19 protein-coding genes and 4 pseudogenes are annotated in these 25,993 nt (G+C 63.3%); 14 read left to right on the top strand and 9 right to left on the bottom strand.

Annotated elements, in window-relative coordinates:
* Nucleotides 1–128: 128 nt before the first annotated feature.
* Together ACQKPS_RS24780 and ACQKPS_RS24775 are read right to left on the bottom strand one after the other, a co-directional pair.
* On the bottom strand, nt 129–857 hold the full coding sequence (locus ACQKPS_RS24780; protein WP_427605820.1) for an RHS repeat-associated core domain-containing protein: 729 nt from the start codon (nt 855–857) through the stop codon (nt 129–131).
* A gap of 138 nt (nt 858–995) precedes the next feature.
* Nucleotides 996–1,265 (bottom strand): annotated as a pseudogene (locus ACQKPS_RS24775) (alpha-ketoglutarate-dependent dioxygenase AlkB); the annotation flags it as partial.
* Between the two features lie 118 nt (nt 1,266–1,383).
* On the opposite strand from ACQKPS_RS24775, the gene ACQKPS_RS24770 reads away from it, so the two are divergent.
* A complete protein-coding gene (locus tag ACQKPS_RS24770; RefSeq protein ID WP_427605818.1) occupies nt 1,384–2,259 on the top strand; it encodes an RHS repeat-associated core domain-containing protein in 876 nt (291 codons plus the stop codon).
* Nucleotides 2,260–2,530: 271 nt separating this feature from the next.
* Nucleotides 2,531–2,725 carry a hypothetical protein gene (locus ACQKPS_RS24765; RefSeq protein ID WP_427605816.1) on the top strand — a complete coding sequence of 65 codons (195 nt, stop codon included), beginning with the start codon at nt 2,531–2,533 and terminating at the stop codon, nt 2,723–2,725.
* Nucleotides 2,726–2,866: 141 nt separating this feature from the next.
* Here ACQKPS_RS24765 and alkB read toward each other — a convergent pair whose 3' ends face one another.
* Entirely contained in the window at nt 2,867–3,511 is a 645-nt protein-coding gene (alkB, locus tag ACQKPS_RS24760) for a DNA oxidative demethylase AlkB (protein ID WP_427605814.1), read from the bottom strand.
* Between the two features lie 190 nt (nt 3,512–3,701).
* On the opposite strand from alkB, the gene ACQKPS_RS24755 reads away from it, so the two are divergent.
* Nucleotides 3,702–4,634, top strand: coding sequence for an RHS repeat-associated core domain-containing protein (locus ACQKPS_RS24755; RefSeq protein WP_427605812.1), 933 nt, complete (start codon nt 3,702–3,704; stop codon nt 4,632–4,634).
* Between the two features lie 133 nt (nt 4,635–4,767).
* Here the strand turns inward: ACQKPS_RS24755 and ACQKPS_RS24750 are convergent, their stop codons facing one another.
* Genes ACQKPS_RS24750 through ACQKPS_RS24735 form a run of 4 tightly spaced genes read right to left on the bottom strand, consistent with a single transcriptional unit; the run spans nt 4,768 to nt 10,311 of the window.
* Complete coding sequence (locus ACQKPS_RS24750; protein ID WP_283724521.1) at nt 4,768–6,213, bottom strand: curlin; 1,446 nt, start codon at nt 6,211–6,213, stop codon at nt 4,768–4,770.
* 16 nt (nt 6,214–6,229) lie between these two features.
* Entirely contained in the window at nt 6,230–6,700 is a 471-nt protein-coding gene (locus tag ACQKPS_RS24745) for a curlin (RefSeq protein WP_283724522.1), read from the bottom strand.
* A gap of 15 nt (nt 6,701–6,715) precedes the next feature.
* The gene (locus tag ACQKPS_RS24740; RefSeq protein WP_427605809.1) at nt 6,716–8,950 is read right to left on the bottom strand and encodes an Ig-like domain-containing protein; all 2,235 of its coding nucleotides are present in this window, start codon (nt 8,948–8,950) and stop codon (nt 6,716–6,718) included.
* A gap of 32 nt (nt 8,951–8,982) precedes the next feature.
* Nucleotides 8,983–10,311: a hypothetical protein gene (locus ACQKPS_RS24735; RefSeq protein ID WP_427605807.1), complete on the bottom strand. Its 1,329-nt coding sequence runs from the start codon at nt 10,309–10,311 to the stop codon at nt 8,983–8,985.
* Between the two features lie 565 nt (nt 10,312–10,876).
* Here ACQKPS_RS24735 and ACQKPS_RS24730 point away from each other — a divergent pair.
* The 4 genes from ACQKPS_RS24730 to qhpG are packed head-to-tail and all read left to right on the top strand — an operon-like array spanning nt 10,877 to nt 16,471.
* On the top strand, nt 10,877–12,790 hold the full coding sequence (locus ACQKPS_RS24730; RefSeq protein WP_427605805.1) for a sigma-54-dependent Fis family transcriptional regulator: 1,914 nt from the start codon (nt 10,877–10,879) through the stop codon (nt 12,788–12,790).
* 1 nt (nt 12,791) lies between these two features.
* Nucleotides 12,792–14,525, top strand: a complete 1,734-nt coding sequence (locus ACQKPS_RS24725) for an ABC transporter ATP-binding protein (RefSeq protein ID WP_427605803.1) — start codon at nt 12,792–12,794, stop codon at nt 14,523–14,525.
* Complete coding sequence (gene qhpE, locus ACQKPS_RS24720) at nt 14,515–15,186, top strand: subtilisin-like serine protease QhpE (protein ID WP_427605801.1); 672 nt, start codon at nt 14,515–14,517, stop codon at nt 15,184–15,186. Before ACQKPS_RS24725 ends, qhpE begins: the two co-directional genes overlap by 11 nt.
* Nucleotides 15,179–16,471: a flavin-dependent monooxygenase QhpG gene (gene qhpG / locus ACQKPS_RS24715; RefSeq protein WP_427605799.1), complete on the top strand. Its 1,293-nt coding sequence runs from the start codon at nt 15,179–15,181 to the stop codon at nt 16,469–16,471. The genes qhpE and qhpG overlap by 8 nt, the downstream gene beginning before the upstream one ends.
* Nucleotides 16,472–16,599: 128 nt before the next feature.
* On the opposite strand, the gene ACQKPS_RS24710 is transcribed toward qhpG, so the two are convergent.
* Entirely contained in the window at nt 16,600–18,093 is a 1,494-nt protein-coding gene (locus ACQKPS_RS24710) for an aldehyde dehydrogenase family protein (RefSeq protein ID WP_313202534.1), read from the bottom strand.
* A 392-nt stretch (nt 18,094–18,485) separates the two neighbouring features.
* On the opposite strand from ACQKPS_RS24710, the gene peaA reads away from it, so the two are divergent.
* The 7 genes and pseudogenes from peaA to ACQKPS_RS24675 all read left to right on the top strand — a co-directional run.
* Nucleotides 18,486–20,054 (top strand): quinohemoprotein amine dehydrogenase subunit alpha, encoded by a 1,569-nt coding sequence (gene peaA / locus ACQKPS_RS24705; protein ID WP_427605797.1) that lies wholly within the window; start codon nt 18,486–18,488, stop codon nt 20,052–20,054.
* A 49-nt stretch (nt 20,055–20,103) separates the two neighbouring features.
* Nucleotides 20,104–21,534, top strand: coding sequence for a quinohemoprotein amine dehydrogenase maturation protein (peaB, locus tag ACQKPS_RS24700; RefSeq protein ID WP_254485289.1), 1,431 nt, complete (start codon nt 20,104–20,106; stop codon nt 21,532–21,534).
* A 1-nt stretch (nt 21,535) separates the two neighbouring features.
* A complete protein-coding gene (gene qhpC / locus ACQKPS_RS24695) occupies nt 21,536–21,859 on the top strand; it encodes a quinohemoprotein amine dehydrogenase subunit gamma (protein WP_427605795.1) in 324 nt (107 codons plus the stop codon).
* 32 nt (nt 21,860–21,891) lie between these two features.
* Nucleotides 21,892–22,827, top strand: a pseudogene (peaD, locus tag ACQKPS_RS24690) (quinohemoprotein amine dehydrogenase subunit beta); the annotation flags it as partial.
* A gap of 145 nt (nt 22,828–22,972) precedes the next feature.
* Nucleotides 22,973–24,652, top strand: a complete 1,680-nt coding sequence (locus tag ACQKPS_RS24685) for a Mu transposase C-terminal domain-containing protein (RefSeq protein WP_003830788.1) — start codon at nt 22,973–22,975, stop codon at nt 24,650–24,652.
* 2 nt (nt 24,653–24,654) lie between these two features.
* Nucleotides 24,655–25,563 (top strand): TniB family NTP-binding protein, encoded by a 909-nt coding sequence (locus ACQKPS_RS24680; RefSeq protein ID WP_003830789.1) that lies wholly within the window; start codon nt 24,655–24,657, stop codon nt 25,561–25,563.
* Nucleotides 25,560–25,814: pseudogene (locus ACQKPS_RS24675) on the top strand (TniQ family protein); the annotation flags it as partial. The gene ACQKPS_RS24680 and the pseudogene ACQKPS_RS24675, both read left to right, overlap by 4 nt.
* Nucleotides 25,815–25,897: 83 nt before the next feature.
* On the opposite strand, the pseudogene ACQKPS_RS24670 reads toward ACQKPS_RS24675, so the two are convergent.
* Nucleotides 25,898–25,993: pseudogene (locus ACQKPS_RS24670) on the bottom strand (hypothetical protein); the annotation flags it as partial.

Below are 25,993 nucleotides of genomic sequence, written 5' to 3'. Positions count from 1 at the left end.
GACAGTCGTGATTGACCTTCTGGGCCTCTTTGCAGGCTTGCCCGCAAAGAGGTCCGCACATCGCCAGCAGCAGAAGCGAGCGTTTCGTCGTGACCTGATCAACTTTTGCGAGGACGATGGGCAGGCAGTCAAGGGCTTCTGCGTAGGTTTTTAACCGATTGATTGAGTGCTTCCAGATCTAAACTTTGAAACATTTTTTCGAAGTCGATTGTCCTGCCGTTTTGAACCTCGCCCGGTACCGGGCTTGCGGGTGGTGTTGATGGATCAGCTGCGCTGCCAAATGAGTGGCTCGAACTTTCTTTGTCACTCGCAAAATTAGCATCCAGGCTGTTATTCGAACTCGCACGGCTTCGAATTTGCCAGGTCTCGCCCGATGCTGAATCAGTATCTGGATTGTTCCTTGAATACCCCGGGAGGATCGGTGACGTAGCACGTTCTACCGGCCCCTGTGCAGGCGTTCTATTTTCTAACAAAGCGCTTCGCTGACGTTTACTGGGAGGGGGTGGACTCTCTGAGCGAGCCCTCTTGCGGGGTGCTTGCGACACGCGAGGGGATGGTTTTGGCTTAAAGCCGTTATGTTTCAGCATATGCCCAGTCGGGTCGGTATAATTCACCGGGTCGCCAGCGCAGTAAACGTAGCTATTCAGTCCCCCTTTGCCAAATGGGCTCATGTCGTCAGGGGCGGTGAAGCGCATGACCGTAGGGTTGTATAGTCGATATCCATTTCCTAACCAGTAAAGACCAGTGAGAATGTCTGGATGCTCGCCGCAAAATCCAAGGTGAGATTTTGGAATATCTTCCCGTAATGAAAAACCATAGGGTGTAAATGCAGGGTTCAAGGTGGCTTGTCGTCGCATTTTCACAATTCTCGTACCCGGGATTATGCCTGTACAAAAGACTGAGGCCAGTTGCAAAAGCTCGCAACTGGTAAAAGTGCTAGGACTGTCAGGTAGGGCGATTGGCAGGTGAACCGCCGACATTGAAAAAGTGTGCGATCACCCCGCCTTGCGCAAGGTCAGATTAATCCGCCGCTCGCCCATCCGCGGATGCACCCCCGGCTTTATCGGCAACACCCCATGAAAGCGCAGCCGATCTTCGCCTCCCCACACCAGCACATCCCCATGGCTCAATGGTATCCGCTGAGTCTTGTCCGAACGCTGCAGCCCACCAAACAGGAACACCGCCGGCAACCCCAGTGAAATCGACACGATCGGCTGGCCGAAGTCCTGTTCGTCACGGTCCTGGTGCAGGCTCAGGCGGGCCCCGCTTACGCCTCTGGCCTACCCGGCCCTATCAAATCTGCCAGTTGAGAAACTGTGTTGTTGGTGTACTAATCATCATTCGATCCTTGGATGCACGCGGGAGTGAATGATGAGGGAGCATTTGTTCTATCACCTCGATAAATTATCTGTTGTTGGGGGCAGTGATCAGGGGCGACGCTTGATTCGTCATCGAAATACTCTGTTGGCCGAGAGCCATTCTGGGATATGGGGTGGATGCGCTCTGATATTAACGGATGCCCACGGCTCAGTGCTGCGCGCTGCGGCTGCAACCGTGTATACGCCCTACGGCTTTGACGATTTCTCTCTTGGGATTTCCACCTTAGGGTTTAACGGAGAAATGCGGGACATTCGGACAGGCTGTTACTTGCTGGGGAGGGGCGCGAGGTTGTTCAGTCCGATATTGAGACGCTTCTGCTCAGCTGATAGCTTTAGTCCGTTCGGCGTCGGTTCGTTTAATGCCTACGCGTACTGCGAGGGAGATCCGATCAACTTTACGGACCCTGAAGGTGAAGCCAAGTTCAAGCCGTCGGTTGGAATCACACATCGCCTTAAGGCGCCCACTAATATTAAGTTCAGGCTGAAGCGCGCTCGTGAACGGCAAGTGAATGCTGAGTTGCCTGAATTACTTGACCAAGGATCAAAGGTAGATCAGGCGCTGACGGCGCCCGAAGTTGATACAAAGATAAATAATGCTATTCAGGAGGGACATCAGCTACTTGGGATGTATGGGCATGGCAGACGAAAAGGGAGGCCGCGTAGGGTGACCACAAATGACATTGCTTCGGCATATGGCATTCAAACGCTTAAGGAGCAAGGCCTGCCAATTTCATTGAGTGCATATTTAAAAGAGAAGTACGGTGTTGTTGACTCCAATTATTATGGGGAACTTAGGAACTGGGTGTCAAAGCTGAATAAATTTAAGTCTGCAAGCGATTTGCCATTAGCTATAGCTTCTTCAATTCGTAGTCAACCCTGACATTGCTGGTGTCAAACCAAAAAGGAACCGCGACGCCAGGGTGAGGAGACGCCGCGGTTCAAGGGGGGAGCTGGTCAGTGTTGGGTTGGTTACACCACCAACGAACCGGCGCAGCTGTGCGTGTTGTAGGAGATCGAGGCAGCGGTGGGGCACCTGCTGGCCCGTGCCATCGGCCGCGTCAGTTGGTGAGGAAGTGGAAGCCGGCGGGAGAAGTGTTACTGCACATGCCCCTACGCTTTGTGGCGGCTCCATTGAATCAAGGAGCGACACAATGACAAAAGGCTTACCTGATCCTCCCGTACGCGCCACCAATCTGAAGGCGCTGGAGCTGGCCAAGGGAACCTGTCGTGATCTGTTGTTGAGCAACGACCATGGGCTGGATTCGGCCAAGGCGGTGGTGGAGGCGTTGCTGGATGGGTTGGAACGGCAGCAGCTGGCCGGACGGAAGACGGCGCCGGCTATCTGACGCTTGGTTGGGCTTCAGGGCCTCTTCGCGGGTGAACCCGCTCCCACAGGTATTGCGTGATCTCATATGCGAGGCCGTCCTTGTGGGAGCGGGTTTATCGAGGCGTCGAACCGCCGCGAAGAGGCCGGACCGGCTTACCGGTCAACCCGCTTTGCGCAAGGTCAGATTGATCCGCCGCTCGCCCATCCGCGAATGCACCCCCGGCTTTATCGGCAATACCCCATGAAAGCGCAGCCGATCTTCGCCTCCCCACACCAGCACATCCCCATGGCTCAATGGTATCCGCTGAGTCTTGTCCGAACGCTGCAGCCCACCAAACAGGAACACCGCCGGCAACCCCAGTGAAATCGACACGATCGGCTGGCCGAAGTCCTGCTCGTCGCGGTCCTGGTGCAGGCTCAGGCGGGTGCCGGGCAGGTAGTGGTTGACCAGACAGGCATCCGGCACGAAACCTTCGAAGCCGGCCGTCGCCGCTGCGCGGCCCGCCAGTTCGAGCAGTACCTGGGGCAGGGCAGGCCAGGGTTGGCCGCTGACCGGGTCGGTGGGGCTGTAGCGATAACCCTTAGCATCACTGACCCAACCCAGCGCGCCGCAATTGGTCAACGCCACCGCCATGTTCAGGCCGCCCGGTGTCTGCATGTGCCTGAAGGGTGCGGCTCGCAGCACCGGCCGCAGCGCATCGAGCAGCGGCTCGATCTCGGCCAGGGCGAAGCCGGGCAGCAGCACGGTGTGGCTGGCCAGGCGTTGCGGCTGGGGGCCGAACAGGTCGAGGTCGGACTGGATCATGGGGCGGCGACGTAATGTGGGGATGCCAGGCATTGTAAGGTGTGCCCGAATCGATCCGCTACATCAGGTTAAGCAAGATGTGGCTGGGGACCGAACAGCTCGACGTCAAGCAACTGATAATTATGATAGTTGTCGCCTGCACATCAGCGTGCTCATATTGAGGTTGATGCTAATCCGGCGTGGGGGCACGATGAAGACAAGAAATTTCTACAGCGGCAATAATTTATTGGCCGTCATTACTGGAAGTGAAAGCGTCAGGGTATTTCAGTTCGAGGACGTGCTGTTTTCCGAATCTCGCGCTGGCGCATTGCCCGAGTGTCATCTGCTTTCTACTGATGAAAAAAAATCAGTGATGCAAACGAGAGGTGCAACACCTTATACAGTCTATGGATATGATGAGTGGCACAAGCGCAGCACCCTGTTAGGGTTCAATGGTCAAACGCGTGATGGGGTAACGGGCTGTGACTTTTTAGGCATGGGTAAGCGTGCTTACAGTTCGGTATTGATGCGGTTCGTCAGCCCGGACGGGTTTAGTCCATTCGACATAGGAGGAATCAATGCGTACGCTTACTGCAAAGGTGATCCAGTTAATTACGTGGATCCGAGTGGGAACTCACCAGGACGCCCGTCGGTGATCGTGCAGAATCCCCAGGCTAGGGTGAACAAATATTGGAGCGTTGTGCGTAAAAATCTTAAGCAAATTGCTGAGCAGGGGCGTTTGAAGCGAACAGGCTCGCCAATTGAGCAACTTCATGTCCGGCCAAAGCGTATGAGAGATTCACCCTCTACGATTCCGGCAGCTGTAGTCGACGTGGTCAAAGACATGCAGGGTAAATGGGGTGAAAGCGCAGGGAAAGAAGCAGACAATATGATTGGTTATTTGACGGGGCGGGTAGCCGCTTATGACAGAAAATCACGCGCTGGGGCACCCTTAAAGCTAACGGAAGGGGAGAAAATAGTTAGTCTCGCTATTGGTGAAGGTCTTATGTTTGGCGGGAGCAGAACGTATTATTATGGGGCGAAGAACATGCATCCCCATCTGAGTAAGGTCAACATTAATTCATTAGCCTATCGGATGAGAGTGTATGCGAATTCTGTCAGGAAGTTTGAGGGTTTGGAATAGTGTGTTATAAAATCTTGTGCCTTCTTGCCAAGAGTGTCGAGAGCTTTTTTGATTCGGATATATCAAATGTCGAAATCTAAAAAGGAACCGCGACGCCAGGGAGAGGAGACGCCGCGGTTCAAGGGGGAGCTGGTCAGCGTTGGGTAGCGGTAGCGGTGTTGCCGTTGCCCATCTGGCTGATGGTGGCGCTCTGGTAGGCGCCGCTCTGGTTGACGATGGCGGCGTTGTTGTTGCCGCCCTGGGTGACGTAGGCGACGTTGGCGCTGTCAGCCTGCTTGATGGTGGCGCTGTTGCCACTGCCGTACAGCTGGGTGGTGTAGCTCTGGTTGGCGTAGCCGGACTGGTCCAGGTTGATGCTGTTGCCACTGCCGGTGGACGAGCCGTAGGCATAGTTGTCGGTGCCGCGCTGGTCGGCGATGAGGCTGTTGTCGCTCCCGTTCTGCTCGAAGTACAGCTCGTTGTAACTGTCGGCCTGCTTGGTCTGCATGGTGTTGCCGGTGCCTTTCTGGCTCAGCGTGGCCAGTTGGTACTCGCCATTCTGGGTCAGGTTGGCGCTGTTGCCGGTGCCGTTCTGGTGGATATTGGCGGTCTGGTTGTTGCCGAACTGGCCACCCAGCTTGTCGCCTTTCCAGTTGCTGGCCAGGACCTTGTTGCCGTTGCCCTTGCTGTTGATGGTCAGGCTCTGGTTGTCACCGGTCTGGTAGGTGAAGCTGCTGTTGTTCTTGCCACCCTGGGAAACGGTGGTGTTCGAGTTGTTGGTCTCGAACTGATCCGACCAGCTGGCGTTGGACTGGCCCTGTTGATACAGGTTGGCGACGTTGTCCTTGCCGAAGCTCTGGTCGATGTAGCCTTCGTTGGTCTGGCCGGTCTGGTTGACGGTGGCACGGCTGCCGGTCTGGGTGTCCTGCCAGACTTCCACCGAGTTGCCGGTGCCGTATTGGTCGATGGCAATGGTGCCGCCATTGCCGTCGCGCTGGTCACCGTAGGCAAAGTTCTGCTTGCCTTGCTGGTAGATCTGCACGTAGCCATCGTTATGCAGGATGTGCTCGGAGGCGGCGTAGTTGTCCTGGCCATCCTGGGTGACACTGGCGCGGTTGTTGCTGCCGCCGAACAGCTGCTCGACGAAGGCTTCGTTGCGCTGGCCGCTCTGGGTGGTGGTGGCCTGGCTGCTGGTCTGGGTGTCCTGCCACACGGTCGAGCGGTTTTCGCTGCCTTGCTGGCTTTGCAGCGACTGGTTGTTCTCGCCCACCGACTGGCTGGCGAAGGCATCGTTGTAGGACCCCGCGGCCTGCTGGGTGATCTGGCTGCCATTTTCGAACAGTTGCTCAGCGTAGCCGGCGTTGTACGACCCGCTGGCGCTCTGGTTGATGGTGCTGGTGCTGTTTTCCTGCACCGCCAGGTGGTTGTGGCCCTTGCCAGTCTGGGTCTGGGTGGCCGCGGCGAACGGCGCCACCGTCTGCTGTACTTCGGCGATGTTCTGGTTACCGTTCTGCGACTGGTTCGAGGTGCTGTCGTCAGCCATGACCTGGCCGGCCAGGGCCAGGACGATAGCGGCGCTGAGGGGAGCGAGCTTGAACATGGGGGTGCCTCCAGGTCTATCGGTATTGGGTGATCTGAACATGCTGGCCATTGCCGGCTTGGGTCACTGAGCTGCTCAGGCCTGTGCCGGCCTGCTCGATACTGGCGCTGTTGTGGTTGCCGATCTGCTCGATGCTGGCACTGTTGCCGGTGCCGCTCTGGCGGATCGCAGCGCTGTTGCCATATCCCTGTTGGCTGATGTTGGCCATCAGGTCACTGCCTTCCTGCAGGATGTACGCCTCCTGGGCGCCCCCGGCCTGGACGATGCGGCCCAGCAGGGCCTGGCCGTTCTGGTCGAGGGCGGCGCGGTTGCCGTTGCCCTGCTGCTCGATCACCGCCGCCTGACCGGCACCGACCGGCAGCAGGCGGATGACCAGCGGTTCGCCGAGGTCGCTGCCGGGTGCCAGGTCGGCGTTGTCCATCAGGTCATCGGCTCCGGCCTGGCCCGCCAGGGCCAGGCTCAGCAGCAGTGGATACAGGCACTTCATGGCGTTCTCCTGGCCTTACTGCACCGTCACGTTGACAGTACGGGTACTGCCTTGGCTGCTGGTCACGGTGGCGGTCGGTGCCGCAGTCGGGACGATCGTGGTGCTGTTGCTCACGGTCAGGCGCCAGCGGCCAGTCACCGGTACCGTGGTGGTGCCGAGGGTCTGTATGCCGGTTGTGGTGGTCACCCGCACGGTCACGGTGTTGCCGGTGGTTACCGACGAAGTGCCGCTGACATCCCAGTTGTAACGGTTGTTCGAGCGGGCCAGGACGGTGGCGGCGGTGACCGTGAAGGTCTCGCCGGCTGCGGGCCGTGGCTGCACGTTGACCGTGACGGTGGCGGGGGCGGACAGCGCACCCAGGGAATCACGCGCCTGGTAGGTGAAGGTGGTGGTGAACGCCGTGGTCACCGTGGCCGGAGGGGTGTAGCTGACCGTGGTGCCATCGGTGCTCACGCTGCCGCGACCGGCGGCAGGCTGGGTCAGGTTGGCCACGGTCAACGGCACGTTGCCTTCCGGGTCGGTGTCGTTGGTCAACACGTTGATGGTCAGCGGTGCGGCCAGGGTGGTAACGGTTTCCGGGTTGGCGGTGGGGGCCTGGTTGGGCGCGACGTTGACGGTCACGGTGGCCGGTTGCGACTTCAGCCCCTTGGCGTCCATTGCCCGGTAGGTGAAGGTGGCGACCACCGGCTGCGTGGCACCTGGCGGTGGGGTGTAAGTCACCGCAGTACTACCGTTGAGGGCCACGCTGCCCTGGCCGGTGGCCGGTTGGGTAACGTCGGTGATGCTCAGTGGCACGTTGCCGTCCGGGTCGCTGTCGTTGAGCAGCAGGTTCATCGTCAGCGGCACGCCGACGCTGGTGCTGCCGACATCGGCCTGGGCCAGCGGTGGCTGGTTGGCGGCCGACACCGGTGCGGTGCCGACCACCACCACCGGCTCCACATCCACGCCGCCATGGCTGGACTTGATGGTGACGGTGGCCGGTGGCTGGGTCAGGTCATTAACGGTGAGCGTTTGCAGGGTGCCGGACTTGGACAGCCGGCCATAGCCTTGGGCGACCATGTCCGGGATCAGCACTTCATCGCTGGAGCGCGCTTCGAGGATCAGCCGCTTGTTGGCCCACTCGTAGCGTGCGGTGCTGACTTTGACCACATCGGAAAGCTTGCTCGAAATGGCGGTCGGCTGGGTGTTGAGGTCGCTGCTGCTGGCGGTCACCACGACCACCGGCGGCGGCGCCGCCTGGCTCAGTTGCTGACTGAAGAACAGCCCGTTGTTGTCCGACGTCATGCTGAACTGGCAAGGCGAGGGCGGCGTGCCGACCAGCGCCAGGCCGTTGCGGAAGCAGACACTGGCGTCGCTTGGCGCCTTGGCGAATACCTCCACCCGGGTGCCGCCGGCATTGCGCGAATAGGTCGCCCGTTCCAGTGATGCCGGGAGCTGAGGACGTTGGTCGAGTACCTTGCCGGAGACCGTGAACAGGCTGGTTTCGATGCGCCCGGGCGGGCCGTCGATGCGGATGAAGTTGGTGTTGAACGGGCTGCCCTTGATCGCTTCCGGGCGGTTGGGGTCACCGATGAAGGTGTCGGTGCTGCCGGTATCCGGGTTCACGGCGGTATAGGGAGCGCCTAAACCTTGGATGAACGGCCCGATTGCACCATTGAGCGCGCCGGTGAAGTTGCCTGGGGCGCCGATGCCGATGTCACGAGTGATGTTGATCGCCCGGCGGCCGGGTGTAGTGACGTTGACCGTCTCCACGCCGTAGGGGTGGGTGATGGTGTAGGTACCGGCAGTGGGCACCGAGACGCGCAGACGGATGCGGGCAAAGCTCTGCTGGTCACCGTCGACCGGGTTGCCACCAGCGAATGCCGCTTCTATGCCCGCCACATAGGCGTCGAGGGCATAGCCGCTGTTGCCAACGGCTGGAATACTGGTTTCCGCCAGGAACCAGAACATCTCCGAAGGCCAGTTGTCAGGGAACACCAGGGGCAGGGTATCGTCGAAGACACCCGGCTCTGGCAGCAGGGTGCACATGTAGGCCGGTGCACCGGGGGCGCCAGCGACCAGGGTGCTGACGGCATGCGAGCGGCACAGTTCCAGTGACAACCCATCGGTGTCCTTGTACCACAACGGGAAACCGCCGGTGGCGAAGGTGTAGGGGCCCGGGTCGACGTCGGACAGGGCAGCCCAGGCCGCACTGCTGAGGGTGAGGGAGAAACCGGCGGCCAACAGCGCGCGGCGTTGCCAAGTGTTCATGCTGCCTCCTTGAAGGCGGAGCCTTTGTCTGTTCATGGCACCAGCACCACGTCTTCGATGTCGCTGCCGCCATTGGCACTGGTGACCTGCACCTTGGCTGGCGGGACGGGTGACAAGTTGGCGCTCAGGCTTTTCTGCGCGCCGTCGCCGGTGAAGTTGCCGATGAAGGTGCCGTTGCCGGTGTGGGCAGTCATTGCCGGCGGGTTGGTTTCGTCACTGCTGGTGGCGATCAAGGTCAGGGTGGCGTTGGCCAGGCTGTATTCGGCTTTGGTGATGGTGACCAGGTCGGTCAGCGGCAGGCTGGCGTTGGTCACGCTGCTGGTGGGGATGGCCACGCTGTTGTCAGCGCTGATCAGCAGGCTGGTGGGCAGTGCCGGGTTGAGCGCCGACTGGGCATACCAGGTGCCGGTGCCATTGGCTTCGGTCAACGGCAGATTGGGGGTCTGGCTGGTCAGGGTGGCGGTGCCAGGCGGTGGCGGTGCCAGCACGAACATATCCTGCTGGGCGCGCAGGTCACCGTTCTCGGTGTGCCGTGAGTAGGTGCTGCGCAACGGGATCAACGGGGTTGGCCGGACCACTTCGGAGAGCTTGCCAGAAATGGCGAACAGGTCCGTGCGCAGGTCGATGCCGTTGGGGCCTTCGATGCGGACGAAGTTGGTGTTGAACGGGCTGCCGGTGACGCGCTCGTTGAGGTTGGGGTCGCCGATGAATTTCTCGCTGCCTTCGGTGTAGGGGCCGTTGACACTGCGCAGGAACGGCCCGACATCGCCCTTCAGTGCGCCGGTAAAGGTGCCGGCGGAGCCGATGCCGATGTCGCGGGTCATGTTGATCGCCCGGCGCCCGGCGGCCGGTACATCGAACACTTCGACGCCGTAGGGGTGGGTGACCACGTAGGTGCCGGCCACGGGAACGTCGACCCGGATCCGCACGCGGGCGAAACTGATCTGGTCGTTTTCTGCCGGGTCGCCACCGCCGAATGCGGCTTCGAGCGCGCTGACGTAGGTCAGGTTGACGCCCCGGGCGGCATCGGTGATGGCGGCATCGGCGGTGAACCAAAACGATTCATCCGGCCAGTTGGTTGGAAAGACCAACGGCTTGGTGTCGTCGAAGATTCCCGGGGCAGGCAACAGGGTGCACATGTACGCTGGTGCGCCTGGGGCGCCGGCGACGCGTGAACTCACCGCCTTGGACAGGCACAGGTCGAGGGTTCGGCCATGGCTGTCCTGGTACCAGGCGGCATAGTGGCCGTTTTCAGGCGTATAGGGCCCAGTGTCGACTGCGTACAGCGCTGCCTGCGCCGGGAGCTGGAACAGGCCGGCGACGATCGCCACTGCCAGCGTGTTGGGTATCGGTCGGAGCATGAGTCGGTTCCTCCTGCTAACGGGCCCATGGACTTGGGGCGTCTGGGAGGACCAGCGCAACAGCCGTGCCAATTTTTTCACATCGGGCTGCAGGGCTTGTGGGGCTTGGGCTGCGCAGGTGATGTCTGATGGGGTGGGCAGGTTTTTTGGTGGGCGGTGATCCCCAGTATTGGGGTTAGGGGTGGGGCTGGAGGTGTATGCCTTTAGAGGTGTGTCGCCTGTGAGATCGAGCGCCGCCCGCGCGGCGCATCGCGAGCTTTGCTCGCTCCTACGTTTGTTTTTGGCCAGTAACGCCTGTGGCAGGCGCGCGCGACCGCCTTGTTTGTACGACGCGATATCGAGTCATGCGCCAAGGCGTCCGCGCGCAGATCCCACAGGAATGATTGGCCCGAAACAGACGTAGGAGCGAGCAAAGCTCGCGATGCGCCGCGCGGGCGGCGCTCGATCTCACGGGCGATACACCTCCCAAGCCAAGCACCTCGACGCCCACCAGATTCTCCCGCACACTGCGGAAAAAATACCAAGCCCGTAGCCCCGACCCCAAGGGCCACAGCTGGAGCAAAAAATGGCGCGACAATTTCCCATAACAAACGCCCAGGACCCGCTGCACGAATCCCGCCAGGCCCGCATGCGTCTGGCCAGCGAAGGCGAGCTGCCGCTGGGCATGCTGCGCGAAGAAATCGACGCCTCTTGGCGCCGCAGCCTTGGCCATGGCCTGGATTGCCTGCAAGGCGAGCAAGTCGGCGTGGGCCTGCAACAGGGCCAGGACCTGCGCATGCTGCTGGAACGCAACCGGCTGCTGATGGACGCCGTCATCCCTGAACTGGACTACCTGGTATCACGCCAGGGCAAGGCGGGCATCGTCATCCTCGGCGATGCCCAGGCCAACGTGCTGGCCATCGAGGGGCAGAAGCAGGTACTGCAACGCGAAGGCCTGCGCGACCTGCACCCCGGCAGCTGCTGGAGCGAATCGCTGCGCGGCACCAACGCCATCGGCACCGCCGTGGTCGAAGGCCGGCCGACGCTGATCAACTGCGGCGAACACTACTTGGACAGGCTCAGCCCGTTCTCCTGCACGTCGGTGCCGCTGCGCGACCCGCGCGGCGAAGTGATCGGTGTGCTCGACATCACCCGTGAAGGGGTCATGGCCCAGCCGCAGGACAGCCTGAGCACGCTGATGCTGGCGGCTGGCAATATCGAAAGCAGGATGTTCGGCCTGTGCCATCCCGAGCAACTGGTGCTGGCCTTCCACAGCCGCCCGCAATACCTGAACAGCGCCTGGCACGGCCTGCTGGCGCTAAGCCTGGACGGCGAAGTGCTGGCCGCCAACGACAGCGCCTGTCAATTGCTCCAGGTGCCGCGCCAGAGCCTGATCGGGCGCCGTTGCAGCGACCTGTTGGGCGAGCGCTCGCCGGCTTTCATCGCCCGCCTGTGGCAGGGTGGCGTGAGCAACGTGCAGACGGCCAAAGGTGAATTCGCTTTCCGTGCGCTGCAGCTGCCACGGCACACCGCGCTCAATGGCAGCGCGGCGCATGCCAAGCCGACGGTGGCGAGCAAAACCCCTGCGCTGGAGGCTTTGGCCGGCGCTGACGCGCGGTTGGCACGCCACCTGCGCATGGCCCGCCAGGGCCTGGGCAATGGCCTGCCGGTGTTACTGCTGGGTGAGACCGGTACCGGCAAGGAAGTGGTGGCGCGTGCCCTGCACCAGGCCAGCCCGCGTGCCGACAAACCGTTCGTGGCGGTCAACTGCGCGGCGATTCCCGAGGGGCTGATCGAGTCCGAGCTGTTTGGTTACCGCGAGGGCGCCTTCACCGGCTCACGCCGCGGCGGCATGGTCGGGCGGCTGATGCAGGCCCATGGCGGCACGCTGTTCCTCGATGAGATCGGTGACATGCCGCTGGCCCTGCAGGCCCGGCTGTTGCGCGTGCTGCAGGAACGCCGGGTAGCACCGCTGGGGGCGGGCGATGAACAGGACATCGACGTGGCGTTGATCTGCGCCACTCACCGCGACCTCAAGCGACTGGTGCAGGAACAGCACTTTCGTGAAGACCTGTACTACCGGGTCAACGGCGTGTCCCTGCGCCTGCCGGCGCTGCGCGAGCGCGATGACCTGGCGAACATCATCGAGGGCTTGCTGGACAAGTCCGGCGCCAAAGGCGTAAGCCTCGACCCGGCCCTGGCCGCACTGCTCGAAGGTTTCGACTGGCCGGGCAACATCCGCCAGCTGGAAATGGTCGTGCGCACCGCCCTGGCCATGCGCGAGGATGGCGAGCAGGTGCTGACCCTCGACCACCTGACCGATTGCCTGCTGGAAGAACTGGCCAGCGGCGCGGCGCCCTCGGGTAGCCTCAAGGACAATGAACTGGAGTTGATCCGTGGCGCCCTGGCGCGCCACCATGGCAATGTCTCGGCCGCCGCCGAAGCGCTGGGCATCAGCCGGGCGACGCTGTACCGCAAGCTCAAGCAGTTGCGCGGCTGACATGGGCAACCTGTTAGCCAGGCTGGTTGAATCCGGCAACCCGCTACTCATGCGCCAGGCCCTGGCCTGGCTGTATGGTTTCGTCCGCCCCCAGCAACGGGCCATCGGCGTGTTGCTGGGCTTGTCCTTCGGTGCTTCGCTGCTGGCGCTTGTGCAACCGTGGCTGGTCAAGACGCTGATCGACGAAGGCCTGCTGGCCAAGGATTACCAGACCCTCTGGCACATGGCGGCGATCATGATGGGTGCCGGCCTGCTGGGCACGGTGCTGGCGGGCGTCAACCGCTACCTGCACACGCGCCTGTCGGGGCGCATTCTGTTTGCCCTGCGCGATGACCTGTACCGCCATTTGCAGCAGCTGTCGCCGACCTTCTACGGGCGTCGGCGCACCGGCGACATCCTCTCGCGGCTCGACGGCGACGTGGCCGAGATCCAGCGTTTCGCCGTGGATTCGCTGTTCTCGGCGGTGTCGGCAGTGATCGGCCTGGTCGGCGCGGTAGCGCTGATGCTGATGCTGTCCTGGCAACTGTCGCTGCTGCTGGCACTGCTGATCCCGATCGAAGTGCTGTGGCTGCGCTGGATGCGGCGCAAGGTCGAGCGCGAGGTGCGCAGCCTGCGTGAGCGTTCCGCGGATGTGTCGTCGTTCCTGGTCGAGACCCTGCCGGCGATGAAGTTCATCCAGGCCTCTGGCCAGCAGAACCGCGAGGCCGGGCGCCTGGACCAGCTGGGGCAGGGCTACATGCGCCAGCTGCTGAAGGTCCAGGTCACCGAGTTTTTCACCCAGGCAGTCCCGGGCACCCTGACCTCGTGGTGCCGCGCCTGTGCATTCCTGGTCGGTGGCTGGTGGGTGATCGAAGGCACCTGGCAGCTGGGTGCATTGATCGCCTTTTCCACTTACATGGGCATGGCGGTCGGCCCGGTGCAGAGCCTGTTGGGCCTGTACGTGGCGGTACAGCGCATGGCGGTGAGTCTGGGGCGGGTAATGGAGCTGAAACAGGAAGCGCTGGCCGTGCGCGAGGCCGACTCGCCCAGGCCGATGCCGCAAGGGCCGGGCGAACTGCGCCTGGAAGGCGTGAGTTTTGCCCATGACGGGCGCCAGGGCGCGGTGCTGGCGCAGGTCAATGCCTGTATTGCCGGTGGCCTGAAGGTCGCCATCAGTGGCGCCTCCGGCGTGGGCAAGTCGACCCTGATCGACCTGCTGCAACGCTTCTACGACCCGGACGCCGGGCGCATCCTGCTCGATGGCGCCGACCTGCGCGAGCTTGGCCTGGCTGCCGTGCGCCAGCGCATCGCCGTGGTCAGCCAGGATATCGTGCTGTTCCGTGGCACCTTGGCGCAGAACCTTGCCTATGGCGCGCCGCAGGCCAGCCGCGAGGAGCTGGAACGGGTGGTGCAACTGGCCCACCTCGATAGCCTGGTCGAGAGCCTGCCGCTGGGCCTGGACGGGCTGCTCGGCGAGCGTGGCCAGCAGCTTTCCGGTGGACAGAAGCAGCGTATCGCCATCGCCCGGGCGGTGCTGCAGGCGCCATCGATCCTGGTGCTCGACGAGGCCACCTCGGCGGTGGACGAAGCCACCGAGCGCGAAGTGATTGCCGCGATCGACGAACTGTTCGCCGGGCGCACGCGTATCTTGATCAGCCACCGCGCATCGACCCTGGCCGATGCCGACCTGCACCTGCATCTGCAAGGTGGGCAGCTGCACGTATTGCCCCGGGAGACGATCAGGCATGGCCGTTGAGTTCAAGGTTGGCGTGATCGACAGCGGTTGTGCGCCAACGCAGGCACTGGTCGCTGCCCGGCGTTTCTGGCTGGACGAGGGCGTGCTCTGCGAGGGCGAGTTGCACCCAGACCGGCTCGGCCATGGCAGCGCCGTGCTGGCCAGCCTGCAAGCCGAGGCCGGCGAGCTGCCGCTGGTGCTGGCCCAGGTATTTACCGAGCAGGGCAGCACTAGCGCCTTGCAGGTTGCCGCCGGGTTGTTCTGGCTGGCGGAGCAGGGCGTGACCTTGATCAATCTCAGCCTTGGCTTGCCGCAGGACCGTGCGGTGTTGCGCCAGGCCTGTGCTGAAGTGCAGCAGGCCGGCGTGCTGCTGTGCGCCTCCAGCCCGGCACAGGGCAGTGCGGTGTACCCGGCGGCGTACCCGGGGGTTATCCGCATCACTGGCGATGCCCGTTGCGCGCCGGGGCAGTGGTCGTGGCTCGGCAGTGCCCAGGCCGACTTCGGTGGCCATGTGGGCGAGCGCGGGCAGGCCGGTGCCAGCCTTGGCTGTGCGGCGCTGAGCGGGCGCATTGCAGCACTGTTGCAACAACAGCCCGGGCTGGGCCATCAGCAAGTCTGTGCCTGGCTGAAGGCCCATGCTGCCTTCAGCGGCCCGGAGCGGCGAGGTGCAGCAGATGCCTGAGCCACACATTCTGGTGCTGGGCGCCGGGCCGGCCGGCGCCGCCACGGCGCTGGGTTTGCGCCGGCTGGGCTATCCGGTATCGGTGGTCTCCGACTGGCGGCGTTTCGCTGCCGTGGAAGGGGTTTCGCAACGGGTGCTGGAAGGGCTGCGCCATGCAGGCCTGGGCCGCGCCTTGGCCGAGGCCGCGGTACCGGCCACACGCCAGGTGCGCTGGAATGGCCAGCATCTGCAGCTCAATCAGGAGTTTCTGCTCGATCGTCAACGCTTCGATCGTGCATTGCGTGATGACTTGCTGCGCGCCGGGGTGACGTTGCTGGAAGGGCGTGTGCGGGAGGTTGCGCACGCAGCGGGTTATCAGGTTCGGCTGGATGACGGGCAGCGGCTTCAGGGTGACTTCCTGGTCGAGGCGCGTGGTCGTCAGGCGCCATTGGCGGCCGACCGCTTGCGTGGCCCGGAAACGGTCAGCCTGCTCAACCTCTGGCAGTCGGACCCTGGCGCGCCTGCGTCGGCGGTGGAAAGCCTGGACGATGGCTGGGCCTGGATGGCCCGGCTGGCCGACGGGCGATGCTACTGGCAGGTGACCCTGGACGCCGAACGGCTGCCGGGCAAGGCAGCGTTGCCTGAGCACTGCGCGGCGCGACGAAGGGCTTCGGCCCTGGTGGCTGAACTGTTCGATGCGCGAGCGCTGGCGCCTGCGCAGGTGCACGCCCGCAGCAGCACGGCGATCCTCGCGGGTGACTGCGTGGGCGAAGACTGGCTGCGGGTGGGCGATGCAGCGATGGCGGTCGACCCCTTGTCCGGGAACGGGATTTTCCAGTCGCTGTCGTCGGCGCTGCAAGCGCCCGTGGTGATCAACACCTTGCTGCGCCGACCTGAGCGCGCCGCACTGGCGAAGCAGTTTCATCAGCAACGGATCGAGCAACTGTTCATGCGCTTTGCCCGTATCGGCCGGGATTTCCATGAGCAGGAGCTTGAGCGCGCTGGGCAGCCGTTCTGGGCACGGCGGCGAGGCTGGCCGGATGCACAGCCGATGCATCTGGCGGCGGATTGGGCGGCAGTGCGGGTCGCCCGGCGGCCGGTATTGCGTGATGGGCTGGTGGACGAGGCTGAGGTGGTGGTGACGGCGGATCAGCCTTTGGGTATTTGGCATTTGCAGGGGGTGGAGCTGGCGCCGGTGGTGTCAAGGTTGCAGGCGGGTTTGCCGCTTGAGGGCGTGCTGAAGAAACAGCCTGCTGCGCAGCAGATGATGCTTCGGCGGTGGCTGGCTGATCAGGGCTATAGCTGAGATCCCGGGGCCGCATGGCGGCCCATTCGCGGGGCAAGCCCGCTCCCACAGGTTGCCCACAAGACCTGAATGTGGTGTGGTCCTGTGGGAGCGGGCTTGTCCCGCGAATGGGCCGGTACAGGTAAGAATCAGAGCCTGATCAGCACCGACTTGAGCTCGGTGTAGTGCTCGATGGCCGCTGCGCCCATCTCACGGCCAACCCCGGACATCTTGTAGCCACCAAACGGCAGCGCCGGATCCAGCGCGCTGTGGCAGTTGACCCACACCGACCCCGACTTGATCCGCGGGATCATCCGGTGCACCGCCGCCAGGTCGTTCGACCAGATGCTCGCGCCCAGGCCGTAAGGGTTGTCGTTGGCCATGCCGATCACTTCATCGATGTCATCGAAGGGCATCGCCACCAGCACCGGCCCGAAGATCTCTTCCTGCACCAGGCGATGGCGCTGGTCGACGTCGACAATCACTGTCGGCTTGACGAAGTAGCCCGGGCCGAAGCCTTCACCGCCACAGGCGATGGTCGCGCCCAGTTCGCGGCCCAGCTCGATGTAGCCGGTCACCCGGTCCTGCTGCTTGGCCGAGATCAGCGGGCCCATTTGCACCGCCGGGTCCAGGCCGCTGCCGAGCTTCATGCCGTTGGCGATGCCGGCGATGTCGGCGACCACATTGTCGAAGTGCTTGCGGTGCACGTACAGGCGCGAACCGGCGCAGCACACCTGGCCCTGGTTGAAGAAGATCGCCGTGGCGGCGCCGGCAGCGGCCTCTTGCAGGTTGGCGTCTGGCATGACGATGGTCGGCGACTTGCCGCCTAGCTCCAGGGTGACGCGGGTCATGTTGTCCATGGCGGCCTTGCCGATCAGCTTGCCCACTTCGGTGGAGCCAGTGAAGGTCAGCTTGTCCACGCCTGGGTGGCGGCTAAGTGCGGCGCCCGCGTTGAGGCCGGTGCCGGTGATCACGTTGAACACCCCGGCCGGGTAGCCTGCCTCGTCCACCAGTTCCGCCAGCTTGAGCGCGGTCAGCGGGGTTTCGTCGGCTGGTTTGAGCACCACGGTGCAGCCGGTGGCCAGGGCCGGGCCGAGTTTCCAGCAGGCCAGCAGCAGCGGGAAGTTCCAGGCGACGATGGCACCGACCACGCCCACGGCCTCGCGGCGCACAAAGCCATGGAACTGGTCGTTGGGCATCAACGGCATGGATGCTTCGACGGTGCTCCCCTCGATCTTGGTGGCCCAGCCGGCCATGTAGCGCAGGAAGTCGATGGCCAGCTGCACGTCCATGACCTTGGCCACGGCGGCGCTCTTGCCGTTGTTCAGGCATTCCAGCTCGGCCAGTTGTTGCGCGTCGCGCTCCATCAGGTCGGCCAGACGCCACAGCAGGTTCTGCCGCTCGCGTGGACGCACACGGCTCCACGCCGAGTCGTCGAAGGCCTGGCGCGCGGCGTGTACGGCACGGTCGACGTCTTCCTGCTCGGCGGCGGGCACTTCACCGAGGATTTCACCGGTGGCCGGGTTGCGGAACGCCAGGGTGCGACCACTGGCGGCGTCCTGCCAGTCGGCACCGATGCGCATCTTCAGCTTGCGTTCGAGGAAGGCGCGGGTGGCGGGCAGGATGGGCAGTTCACAAAGCATGGGGCTGTGCCTCTTGTCATTGGATGTGGCAGGCACTGGCGCAAGGCGCGTGCCAAACCGGTGCAATGGGCGCAAAGTGTTGAACCGTCTGGGTTTTGCTTCTATGCAAGGTCAGCTTTGCAGGCGTGCGCTGTTGCACATTGAGACGCTGTGAGACGGTGGTGAAACAGTGGCTGCGCAGGCTCTGTCTCAGGATGAAACACCCTGTCGCGAAATGGCACGCTCCAACCACCCAGGCAACCGTCCAATACCCCCGGCGGAAACTGTTAAAGACCTGAAATACAACGCCTTTGCAGCACTTGGCACAGTTTCTGTATCACCACCGTCACAAGCACACCTGCTGTACCAAAGCGTGTGAAAACCATAAGAACAACAACCGTGGAGGTCTGACCTTGAAGACGACTCGACTCCGGCGGCATGCGGGCAAACTGGCGCTGGTCGCCGCCGCACTGCTGGGCACCCAGGCCGTGGTGGCGGCCGAGCAGGGCCCGAGCCTGTTGCAGAACACGTGCATGGGGTGCCACATCCCCGAGGGCAACGATACCTACAGCCGCATCAGCCATCAGCGCAAGACGCCGGAAGGCTGGCTGATGAGCATCGCCCGGATGCAGGTCATGCATGGCGTGCAGATCAGCGACGACGATCGCCGCACCTTGGTCAAGTACCTGGCCGACAAGCAGGGCCTGGCGCCGAGCGAGACCGATGGCGTGCGTTACGCCATGGAGCGCCGACTGAACACCGTCGAGCACTTCGATACTCGGCTCAGCGAAACCTGCGGCCGCTGCCACTCCGGTGCCCGTGTCGCCCTGCAGCGGCGCCCGGCGCAGGAATGGGAGCACCTGGTCAACTTTCACCTTGGCCAATGGCCGTCCCTCGAATACCAGGCCCAGGCGCGTGACCGCGACTGGCTGGAGATCGCCCTCAAACAGGTGGTACCGGACCTGGCCAAGCGCTTCCCGCTTCAGAGCCCGGCCTGGGCCGAATGGCAGAAGGCCAGGCCGACCGCTGGCGCGCTGGCGGGGCAGTGGGCGTTCAGCGGCCACATGCCGGCCAAGGGCGATGTGCATGGGGTGATGACCGTGGTTGCCGACCAGGGCGATACCTTCAAGGTCGAGGTCAAAGGCAGTTACACCGATGGCACACCGTTCAACGGCAGTGGCACGGCGATCCTCTACAACGGCTACGAGTGGCGCGGCAACGTCAAGATCGGCGACAGCAACCTGCGCCAGGTGTTCGCTGCGCTGGACGGCGAAATGAAAGGCCGCATGTTCGAGGCCGAGCACGACGAGCGTGGCCTGGACTTCATCGCCGCCAAAGAGGGTAAGGCGCGGTTGTTGGCGGTCCAGCCTGCATTCATCAAGGCCGGCGGCGAGGGCGATATCACCCTGGTCGGCACCGGCCTGGCCGGCAAGCCTGACCTGGGGGCTGGCGTGGAGGTGACCGAGGTGCTGGAACAGACCCCGAACCTGGTGCGGCTGAAGGCCCGCGCTGCGGCGGATGCCAAGCCTGGCCAGCGCGACGTGGCGGTGGGCGAACTCAAGGGCGTCAACCTGGCGGTCTACGACAAAGTCGAGGAAGTGAAGGTGGTGCCGGCATTCTCCATCGCCCGTATCGGCGAGAACGGCGCTTCGGTGCCCAAGGTCCAGGGGCGTTTCGAAGCCGAAGCCTGGGGCAAGGACGCCAGCGGCCAGCCGCTGCGGATCGGCTACCTGCCGGCCAACTGGAAGGTCGAGCCATTCAACGAGCGTGCGGTCGAGGACGAAGACGTCAAGTTCGCTGGGCAGATGCAGGCCGACGGCGTGTTCGTGCCCGGCGGTGCCGGGCCGAACCCGGCGCGCAAGATGATGACCAACAACGCCGGCAACCTGAAGGTCATCGCCACCTTGGCAGACGGTGGCCAGCGGGGTGAAGGCCACATGATCGTCACCGTTCAGCGTTGGAACAACCCGCCGCTGCCTTGAGGGCAGGGCACAACGGTTTTGCCAACGGATCGATTATCGGGAGGTCGCCATGGGCGCGCTACTGAACCTGGTCGAACGCAACCTGCACGAAGTGCAGGTCGATGCCGACCGCATGCTGTTCCATATCCCCAGCAGTTCGCTGTTCACCGCCGACGCGGTGACCGGTGGCATCATCGACACCCTGCGCCAGCAAGGCTGCTCGGCCGAGGAGCTGATGCAGCGCCTTGGCCAGCAGTTTGCCGGCGACGATATCCAGGACACCCTTCGCGAGCTGATCGCGCTGGAGCTGGTCAGCGACGGCTCGCCGCTGACCCCGGAAATCGCCCTCAGGCAGGTCGAGCGCACGGCGCTGAACACCGTGGTGCTCAACGTCAACACGGGCTGTAACCTCAGCTGTACCTATTGCTACAAGGAAGACCTGGCCAAACCGTCCGCGGGCAAGAAGATGAGCACCGCCACCGCCGAAGCCTCGGTGGAGATGCTGCTCAAGGAGTCGCCCAACGAGCAACGCTACAGCGTGGTGTTCTTTGGTGGCGAGCCGCTGTCCAACCTGCCGCTGATCGAGCACATGGTCGCCTACTGCGAGCAGCGCTTCGCCGCAGCCGGCAAGCAGGTGGAGTTCATCATGACCACCAATGCGACCTTGTTGACCGAAGAGATCATCGACTGGCTCGACGCCCACCGCTTCGGCCTGTCGATCAGCATCGACGGCCCGAAGACCGTGCACGACCGCAACCGCATCACCGTGGGCGGGCAGGGCACCTATGACGTGGTGCGGCGCAAGGCCGACCTGCTGCTGTCGCGCTACACCAGCCGCCCGGTGGGCGCGCGGGTCACCCTGACCCGTGGCATTACCGACGTCGAGACCATCTGGAACCACCTGTTCAACGAAATGGGCTTTGCCGAAGTCGGCTTTGCCCCGGTCACCTCCGGCGACATGGCCGACTTCAACCTCACCGGTGACGAGCTGGTACAGGTGTTCGCCAACATGAAGGCGCTGGGCCGCAAGTACCTGCAGGCGGCGCTGGAGCACCGCAACATCGGCTTCTCCAACCTGCACCAGCTTATCACTGACATCCACGAAGGCCACAAGAAGGCCCTGCCGTGCGGTGCCGGGCTGAAGATGCTGGCGGTGGACCACGAGGGCGAACTGAACCTGTGCCACCGCTTCACCGGCTCTGGCCTGCCGACCTTTGGCAACGTGCACCAGGGCGTGAAGCAGGCGCAGCTCAACGACTTCCTGTCGCAGCGCCTGGACCGCAGCAACACCGGCTGCGACAGCTGCCGCATACGCAACCTGTGTTCCGGCGGCTGTTATCACGAGAGCTACGCCCGTTACGGCGACCCGCAGCACCCGACCTACCACTACTGCGAGTTGATGCGCGACTGGGTCGACTTCGGCATCGAAGTCTACAGCCGCATCATGGCCGCCAACCCGGCCTTCATCGACCGCTACATCACCCCGCGGAAGGCGCACTGACATGAAGCACTTGAAGCCCCTGAACAACAAGGCGCGCATCCTCGAGCAGGCCGCCGCTGAAGACCGCGTCGAAGAGATCATGGCCATGAGCGCGGTGGCCGGTTGCACCGCCACCACCGACCCGGGCTGGGAAGTGGACGCTTTTGGTGGCGTGAGCTCGCTGTGCCAGCCGATGGAGGCCGACCTGTACGGGTGCTCCGATCCTTGCTGGTGGCCGGCCCAGGTGCCGGACATGATGAGCACCTACCAGGACTGGAACGCCCAGGCGAACAACTCCCAGGAAGACTGGCGCAACCTCGGCACCGTGTTCCCTAAAGACAAGTGACCGGCCCGACAAGAATGACAAGGGGAAACCGCATGAAAGCTGGACGCTGCACGCCACTCGCGCTCACCATCGCCGCCACGGCCTTTGTCGGGCTGGCTCAGGCCGACGACACCGGGCCGGCACTGAAGGCTGGCCACGAATACATGATCGTGACCAATTACCCGAACAACCTGCACGTGGTCGATGTGGCCACTGACACGGTGTACAAGAGCTGCGTGATGCCCGACAAGTTCGGCCCCGGCACCGCAATGATGGCGCCGGACAACCGCACCGCCTACGTGCTCAATAACCACTACGGTGACATCTACGGCATCGACCTGGACACCTGCCAGAACACCTTTCACGCCAACCTGTCCAGTGTGCCGGGTGAGGTGGGCCGGTCAATGTACTCGTTCGCCATCAGCCCGGACGGCAAGGAAGTGTACGCCACAGTCAACCCGACCCAGCGCCTGAACGATCACTACGTGGTCAAGCCACCGCGGCTGGAAGTGTTCAGCACCGCCGATGGCCTGGAGGCCAAGCCGGTGCGCATTTTCCCGATGCCGCGCCAGGTGTACCTGATGCGTGCGGCGGACGATGGCAGCCTGTTCGTCGCCGGGCCGGACATCTACAAGATGGACGTGAACACCGGCAAGTACACGGTGGCCTTGCCGCTGCGCAACTGGAACCGCAAAGGCTACAGCGCCCCCGACGTGCTGTACTTCTGGCCGCACCAGAGCCCGCGCCACGAGTTCTCGATGCTCTACACCATCGCCAGGTTCAAGGACGCCAAGCAGGACCCGAACGAGGCGCAGCCGCTGTATGGCTATCTGAGCATCGACCTCAGGACCGGCAAGGCCCACACCGAGGAGTTTGCCGACCTGACCGAGCTCTACTTCACCGGCTTGCGTTCGCCGAAGGACCCGAACCAGATCTACGGTGTGCTCAACCGCCTGGCCAGGTACGATATCAAGCAGCGCAAGCTGATCAATGTCATTTTCAGAAGACGACTGCACCAATTGACGGGGCGTAACGCCAGGTGTGCAGTCGGCTCCTGACCACGCAATATCAGAAGTCATCTGCACCAATCTCGACTATGCTCAATACTCGTGTGCACCAAAGCGAGGTGTGAGCATGGCGTCAGACACATTACCAATTGCCGAGCAGGGCGTGGCCACCCTGCCCGATGCGGCATGGGCACAGGCCCGGCACCGGACCGAAATCATCGGGCCGCTGGCAGCGCTTGAAGTGGTTGGGCATGAAGCCGCCGATGCCGCTGCTCAAGCGCTGGGCCTATCCAGGCGGCAGGTGTATGTCCTGATCCGGCGTGCCCGGCAAGGTGCTGGGTTTGTGACGGACCTGGTTCCCGGCCAGTCCGGCGGCGGAAAAGGCAAGGGACGCTTGCCGGAATCAGTTGAGCGCATCATCCGCGAGTTGCTGCAAAAGCGCTTCCTGACCAAGCAGAAGCGTAGCCTGGCGGCGTTCCACCGCGAGGTCGCGCAGGCTTGCAAAGCGCAAAAGCTACGGGTGCCGGCGCGCAACACTTTGGCCCTGCGGATCGCCGGCCTCGACCCGCTCAAGGCCACTCGCCGCCGGGAAGGTCAGGATGCGTCCCGCAGCCTGCAAGGTGTCGGTGGTGAGCCTCCCGCCGTGACCGCGCCACTGGAACAAGTGCAGATTGATCACACGGTCATCGACCTGATCGTGGTGGACGAGCGCGACCGGCAACCGATTGGCCGTCCGTATCTGACCATCGCCATCGACGTGTTTACCCGCTGCGTGCTCGGCATGGTCGTCACGCTGGAAGCGCCGTCATCTGTTTCGGTCGGCCTGTGCCTTGTGCATGTCGCCTGCGACAAGCGTCCCTGGCTGGAGGGTCTGAATATAGAAATGGATTGGCCGATGAGCGGCAAGCCCAGGCTGCTCTACTTGGACAACGCGGCCGAGTTCAAGAGCGAGGCGCTGCGCCGTGGCTGCGAGCAGCACGGCATCCGGTTGGACTATCGTCCGCCAGGGCAGCCGCACTACGGCGGCATCGTGGAACGGATCATCGGTACGGCGATGCAGATGATCCACGATGAATTGCCAGGGACGACCTTCTCCAACCCTGACCAGCGCGGGGACTACGATTCCGAAAACAAGGCCGCCCTGACATTGCGTGAGCTGGAGCGCTGGCTCACGTTGGCGGTGGGCACCTATCACGGCTCTGTGCACAACGGCCTGCTTCAGCCGCCGGCGGCGCGCTGGTCAGAAGCCGTGGCGCGTGTCGGTGTACCGGCTGTCGTCACCCGCGCCTTGGCTTTTTTGGTCGATTTCCTGCCCATCATTCGCCGTACTCTGACTCGCACCGGCTTTGTCATCGACCACATTCACTACTACGCCGATGCGCTCAAACCGTGGATCGCACGACGCGACCGCTTGCCCGCTTTCCTGATCCGGCGCGACCCGCGTGACATCAGCCGTATCTGGGTGCTGGAACCGGAGGGGCAGCATTACCTGGAAATCCCCTACCGTACCTTGTCGCACCCGGCTGTCACCCTCTGGGAACAACGGCAGGCGCTGACGAAATTGCGGCAGCAGGGACGCGAACAGGTGGATGAGTCGGCGCTGTTCCGCATGATCGGGCAGATGCGCGAGATCGTGACCACCGCACAGAAGGCCACGCGCAAGGCGCGGCGCGACGCGGATCGACGCCAGCACCTCAAGGCATCGCCTCCGCCGGACAAGCCGATTCCGCCGAAAACGGACGTTGCTGATCCGCAGGCAGACAACCTGCCTCCGGCCAAACCGTTCGACCAGATCGAGGAGTGGTAGCCGTGGACGAATATCCCATCATCGACTTGTCACACCTGCTGCCAGCGGCACAGGGGCTGGCTCGGCTGCCGGCGGACGAGCGCATCCAGCGCCTTCGCGCCGACCGCTGGATCGGCTACCCGCGCGCGGTCGAGGCGCTGAACCGGCTGGAAACCCTGTATGCGTGGCCAAACAAGCAACGCATGCCCAACCTGCTGCTGGTTGGCCCGACCAACAACGGCAAGTCGATGATCATCGAGAAATTCCGGCGCACGCATCCGGCCAGCTCCGACGCGGACCAGGAACACATGCCGGTGCTGGTCGTGCAGATGCCGTCCGAACCGTCGGTGATCCGCTTCTACGTCGCGCTACTTGCCGCGATGGGGGCACCATTGCGCCCGCGCCCACGGCTGCCGGAAATGGAGCAACTGGCGCTGGCACTGCTGCGCAAGGTCGGCGTGCGCATGCTGGTGATCGACGAGCTGCACAACGTCTTGGCCGGCAACAGCGTCAACCGGCGGGAATTTCTCAACCTGCTGCGCTTCCTCGGCAATGAGCTGCGCATCCCATTGGTCGGGGTCGGCACGCGCGACGCCTACCTGGCCATCCGCTCGGATGACCAATTGGAAAACCGCTTCGAGCCCATGATGCTGCCGGTGTGGGAGGCCAACGACGATTGCTGCTCACTGCTGGCCAGCTTCGCCGCTTCGCTTCCATTGCGGCGACCCTCGTCGATTGCCACGCTGGACATGGCCCGCTACCTGCTCACACGCAGCGAGGGCACCATCGGCGAACTGGCGCACTTGCTGATGGCGGCGGCCCTCGTCGCCGTGGAGAGCGGCGAGGAAGCGATCAACCACCGCACGCTCAGCATGGCCGATTACACCGGCCCAAGCGAGCGGCGTCGGCAATTCGAGCGGGAACTGATGTGAAGCCAGCGCCACGCTGGCCACTGCATCCGGCACCCAGGGAAGCCGAAGCCCTGTCTTCGTGGCTCAACCGCGTGGCCCTTTGCTATCACATGGAAGTGTCCGAGCTGCTGGAGCACGATCTTGGTCACGGCCAGGTTGATGACCTGGACACCGCGCCACCACTGGCGCTGCTGGCGATGCTCTCCCAGCGGAGCGGTATCGAGCTGGATCGGCTGCGCTGCATGAGTTTCGCCGGCTGGGTGCCTTGGCTACTGGACAGCCTTGATGATCAGATTCCAGCCGCATTGGAAACCTATGCGTTCCAGCTCTCGGTACTGCTGCCGAGAATCTTCCCACTCTCGCCGTACACCGACGACGTGTACAGGCCCATGAAGCGGTGTTCCTTGATGACCTTGCCGTCCGCATCCAGCTGGCGGATCGACACGTAGTC

Origin of the sequence: Pseudomonas sp. NPDC086566, assembly GCF_050280885.1 — a bacterium.
GTDB lineage: Bacteria > Pseudomonadota > Gammaproteobacteria > Pseudomonadales > Pseudomonadaceae > Aquipseudomonas > Aquipseudomonas vlassakiae.
Note: the sequence above shows the minus strand (reverse complement) of the source record. Positions and strands in the feature narration are given on the sequence as shown.

Bases quoted from the DNA above. Each gene is read 5' to 3' on its own strand.
- qhpG (WP_427605799.1), top strand. From the start codon at position 15,179: ATGCCTGAGCCACACATTCTGGTGCTGGGCGCCGGGCCGGCCGGCGCC.
- ACQKPS_RS24755 (WP_427605812.1), top strand. From the start codon at position 3,702: ATGAAGACAAGAAATTTCTACAGCGGCAATAATTTATTGGCCGTCATT.
- qhpC (WP_427605795.1), top strand. From the start codon at position 21,536: ATGAAGCACTTGAAGCCCCTGAACAACAAGGCGCGCATCCTCGAGCAG.
- ACQKPS_RS24710 (WP_313202534.1), bottom strand. From the start codon at position 18,093: ATGCTTTGTGAACTGCCCATCCTGCCCGCCACCCGCGCCTTCCTCGAA.
- ACQKPS_RS24735 (WP_427605807.1), bottom strand. From the start codon at position 10,311: ATGCTCCGACCGATACCCAACACGCTGGCAGTGGCGATCGTCGCCGGC.
- peaB (WP_254485289.1), top strand. From the start codon at position 20,104: ATGGGCGCGCTACTGAACCTGGTCGAACGCAACCTGCACGAAGTGCAG.
- ACQKPS_RS24750 (WP_283724521.1), bottom strand. From the start codon at position 6,213: ATGTTCAAGCTCGCTCCCCTCAGCGCCGCTATCGTCCTGGCCCTGGCC.
- ACQKPS_RS24730 (WP_427605805.1), top strand. From the start codon at position 10,877: ATGGCGCGACAATTTCCCATAACAAACGCCCAGGACCCGCTGCACGAA.
- qhpE (WP_427605801.1), top strand. From the start codon at position 14,515: ATGGCCGTTGAGTTCAAGGTTGGCGTGATCGACAGCGGTTGTGCGCCA.
- ACQKPS_RS24685 (WP_003830788.1), top strand. From the start codon at position 22,973: ATGGCGTCAGACACATTACCAATTGCCGAGCAGGGCGTGGCCACCCTG.
- ACQKPS_RS24740 (WP_427605809.1), bottom strand. From the start codon at position 8,950: ATGAACACTTGGCAACGCCGCGCGCTGTTGGCCGCCGGTTTCTCCCTC.
- ACQKPS_RS24725 (WP_427605803.1), top strand. From the start codon at position 12,792: ATGGGCAACCTGTTAGCCAGGCTGGTTGAATCCGGCAACCCGCTACTC.
- ACQKPS_RS24780 (WP_427605820.1), bottom strand. From the start codon at position 857: ATGCGACGACAAGCCACCTTGAACCCTGCATTTACACCCTATGGTTTT.
- ACQKPS_RS24765 (WP_427605816.1), top strand. From the start codon at position 2,531: ATGACAAAAGGCTTACCTGATCCTCCCGTACGCGCCACCAATCTGAAG.
- ACQKPS_RS24745 (WP_283724522.1), bottom strand. From the start codon at position 6,700: ATGAAGTGCCTGTATCCACTGCTGCTGAGCCTGGCCCTGGCGGGCCAG.
- alkB (WP_427605814.1), bottom strand. From the start codon at position 3,511: ATGATCCAGTCCGACCTCGACCTGTTCGGCCCCCAGCCGCAACGCCTG.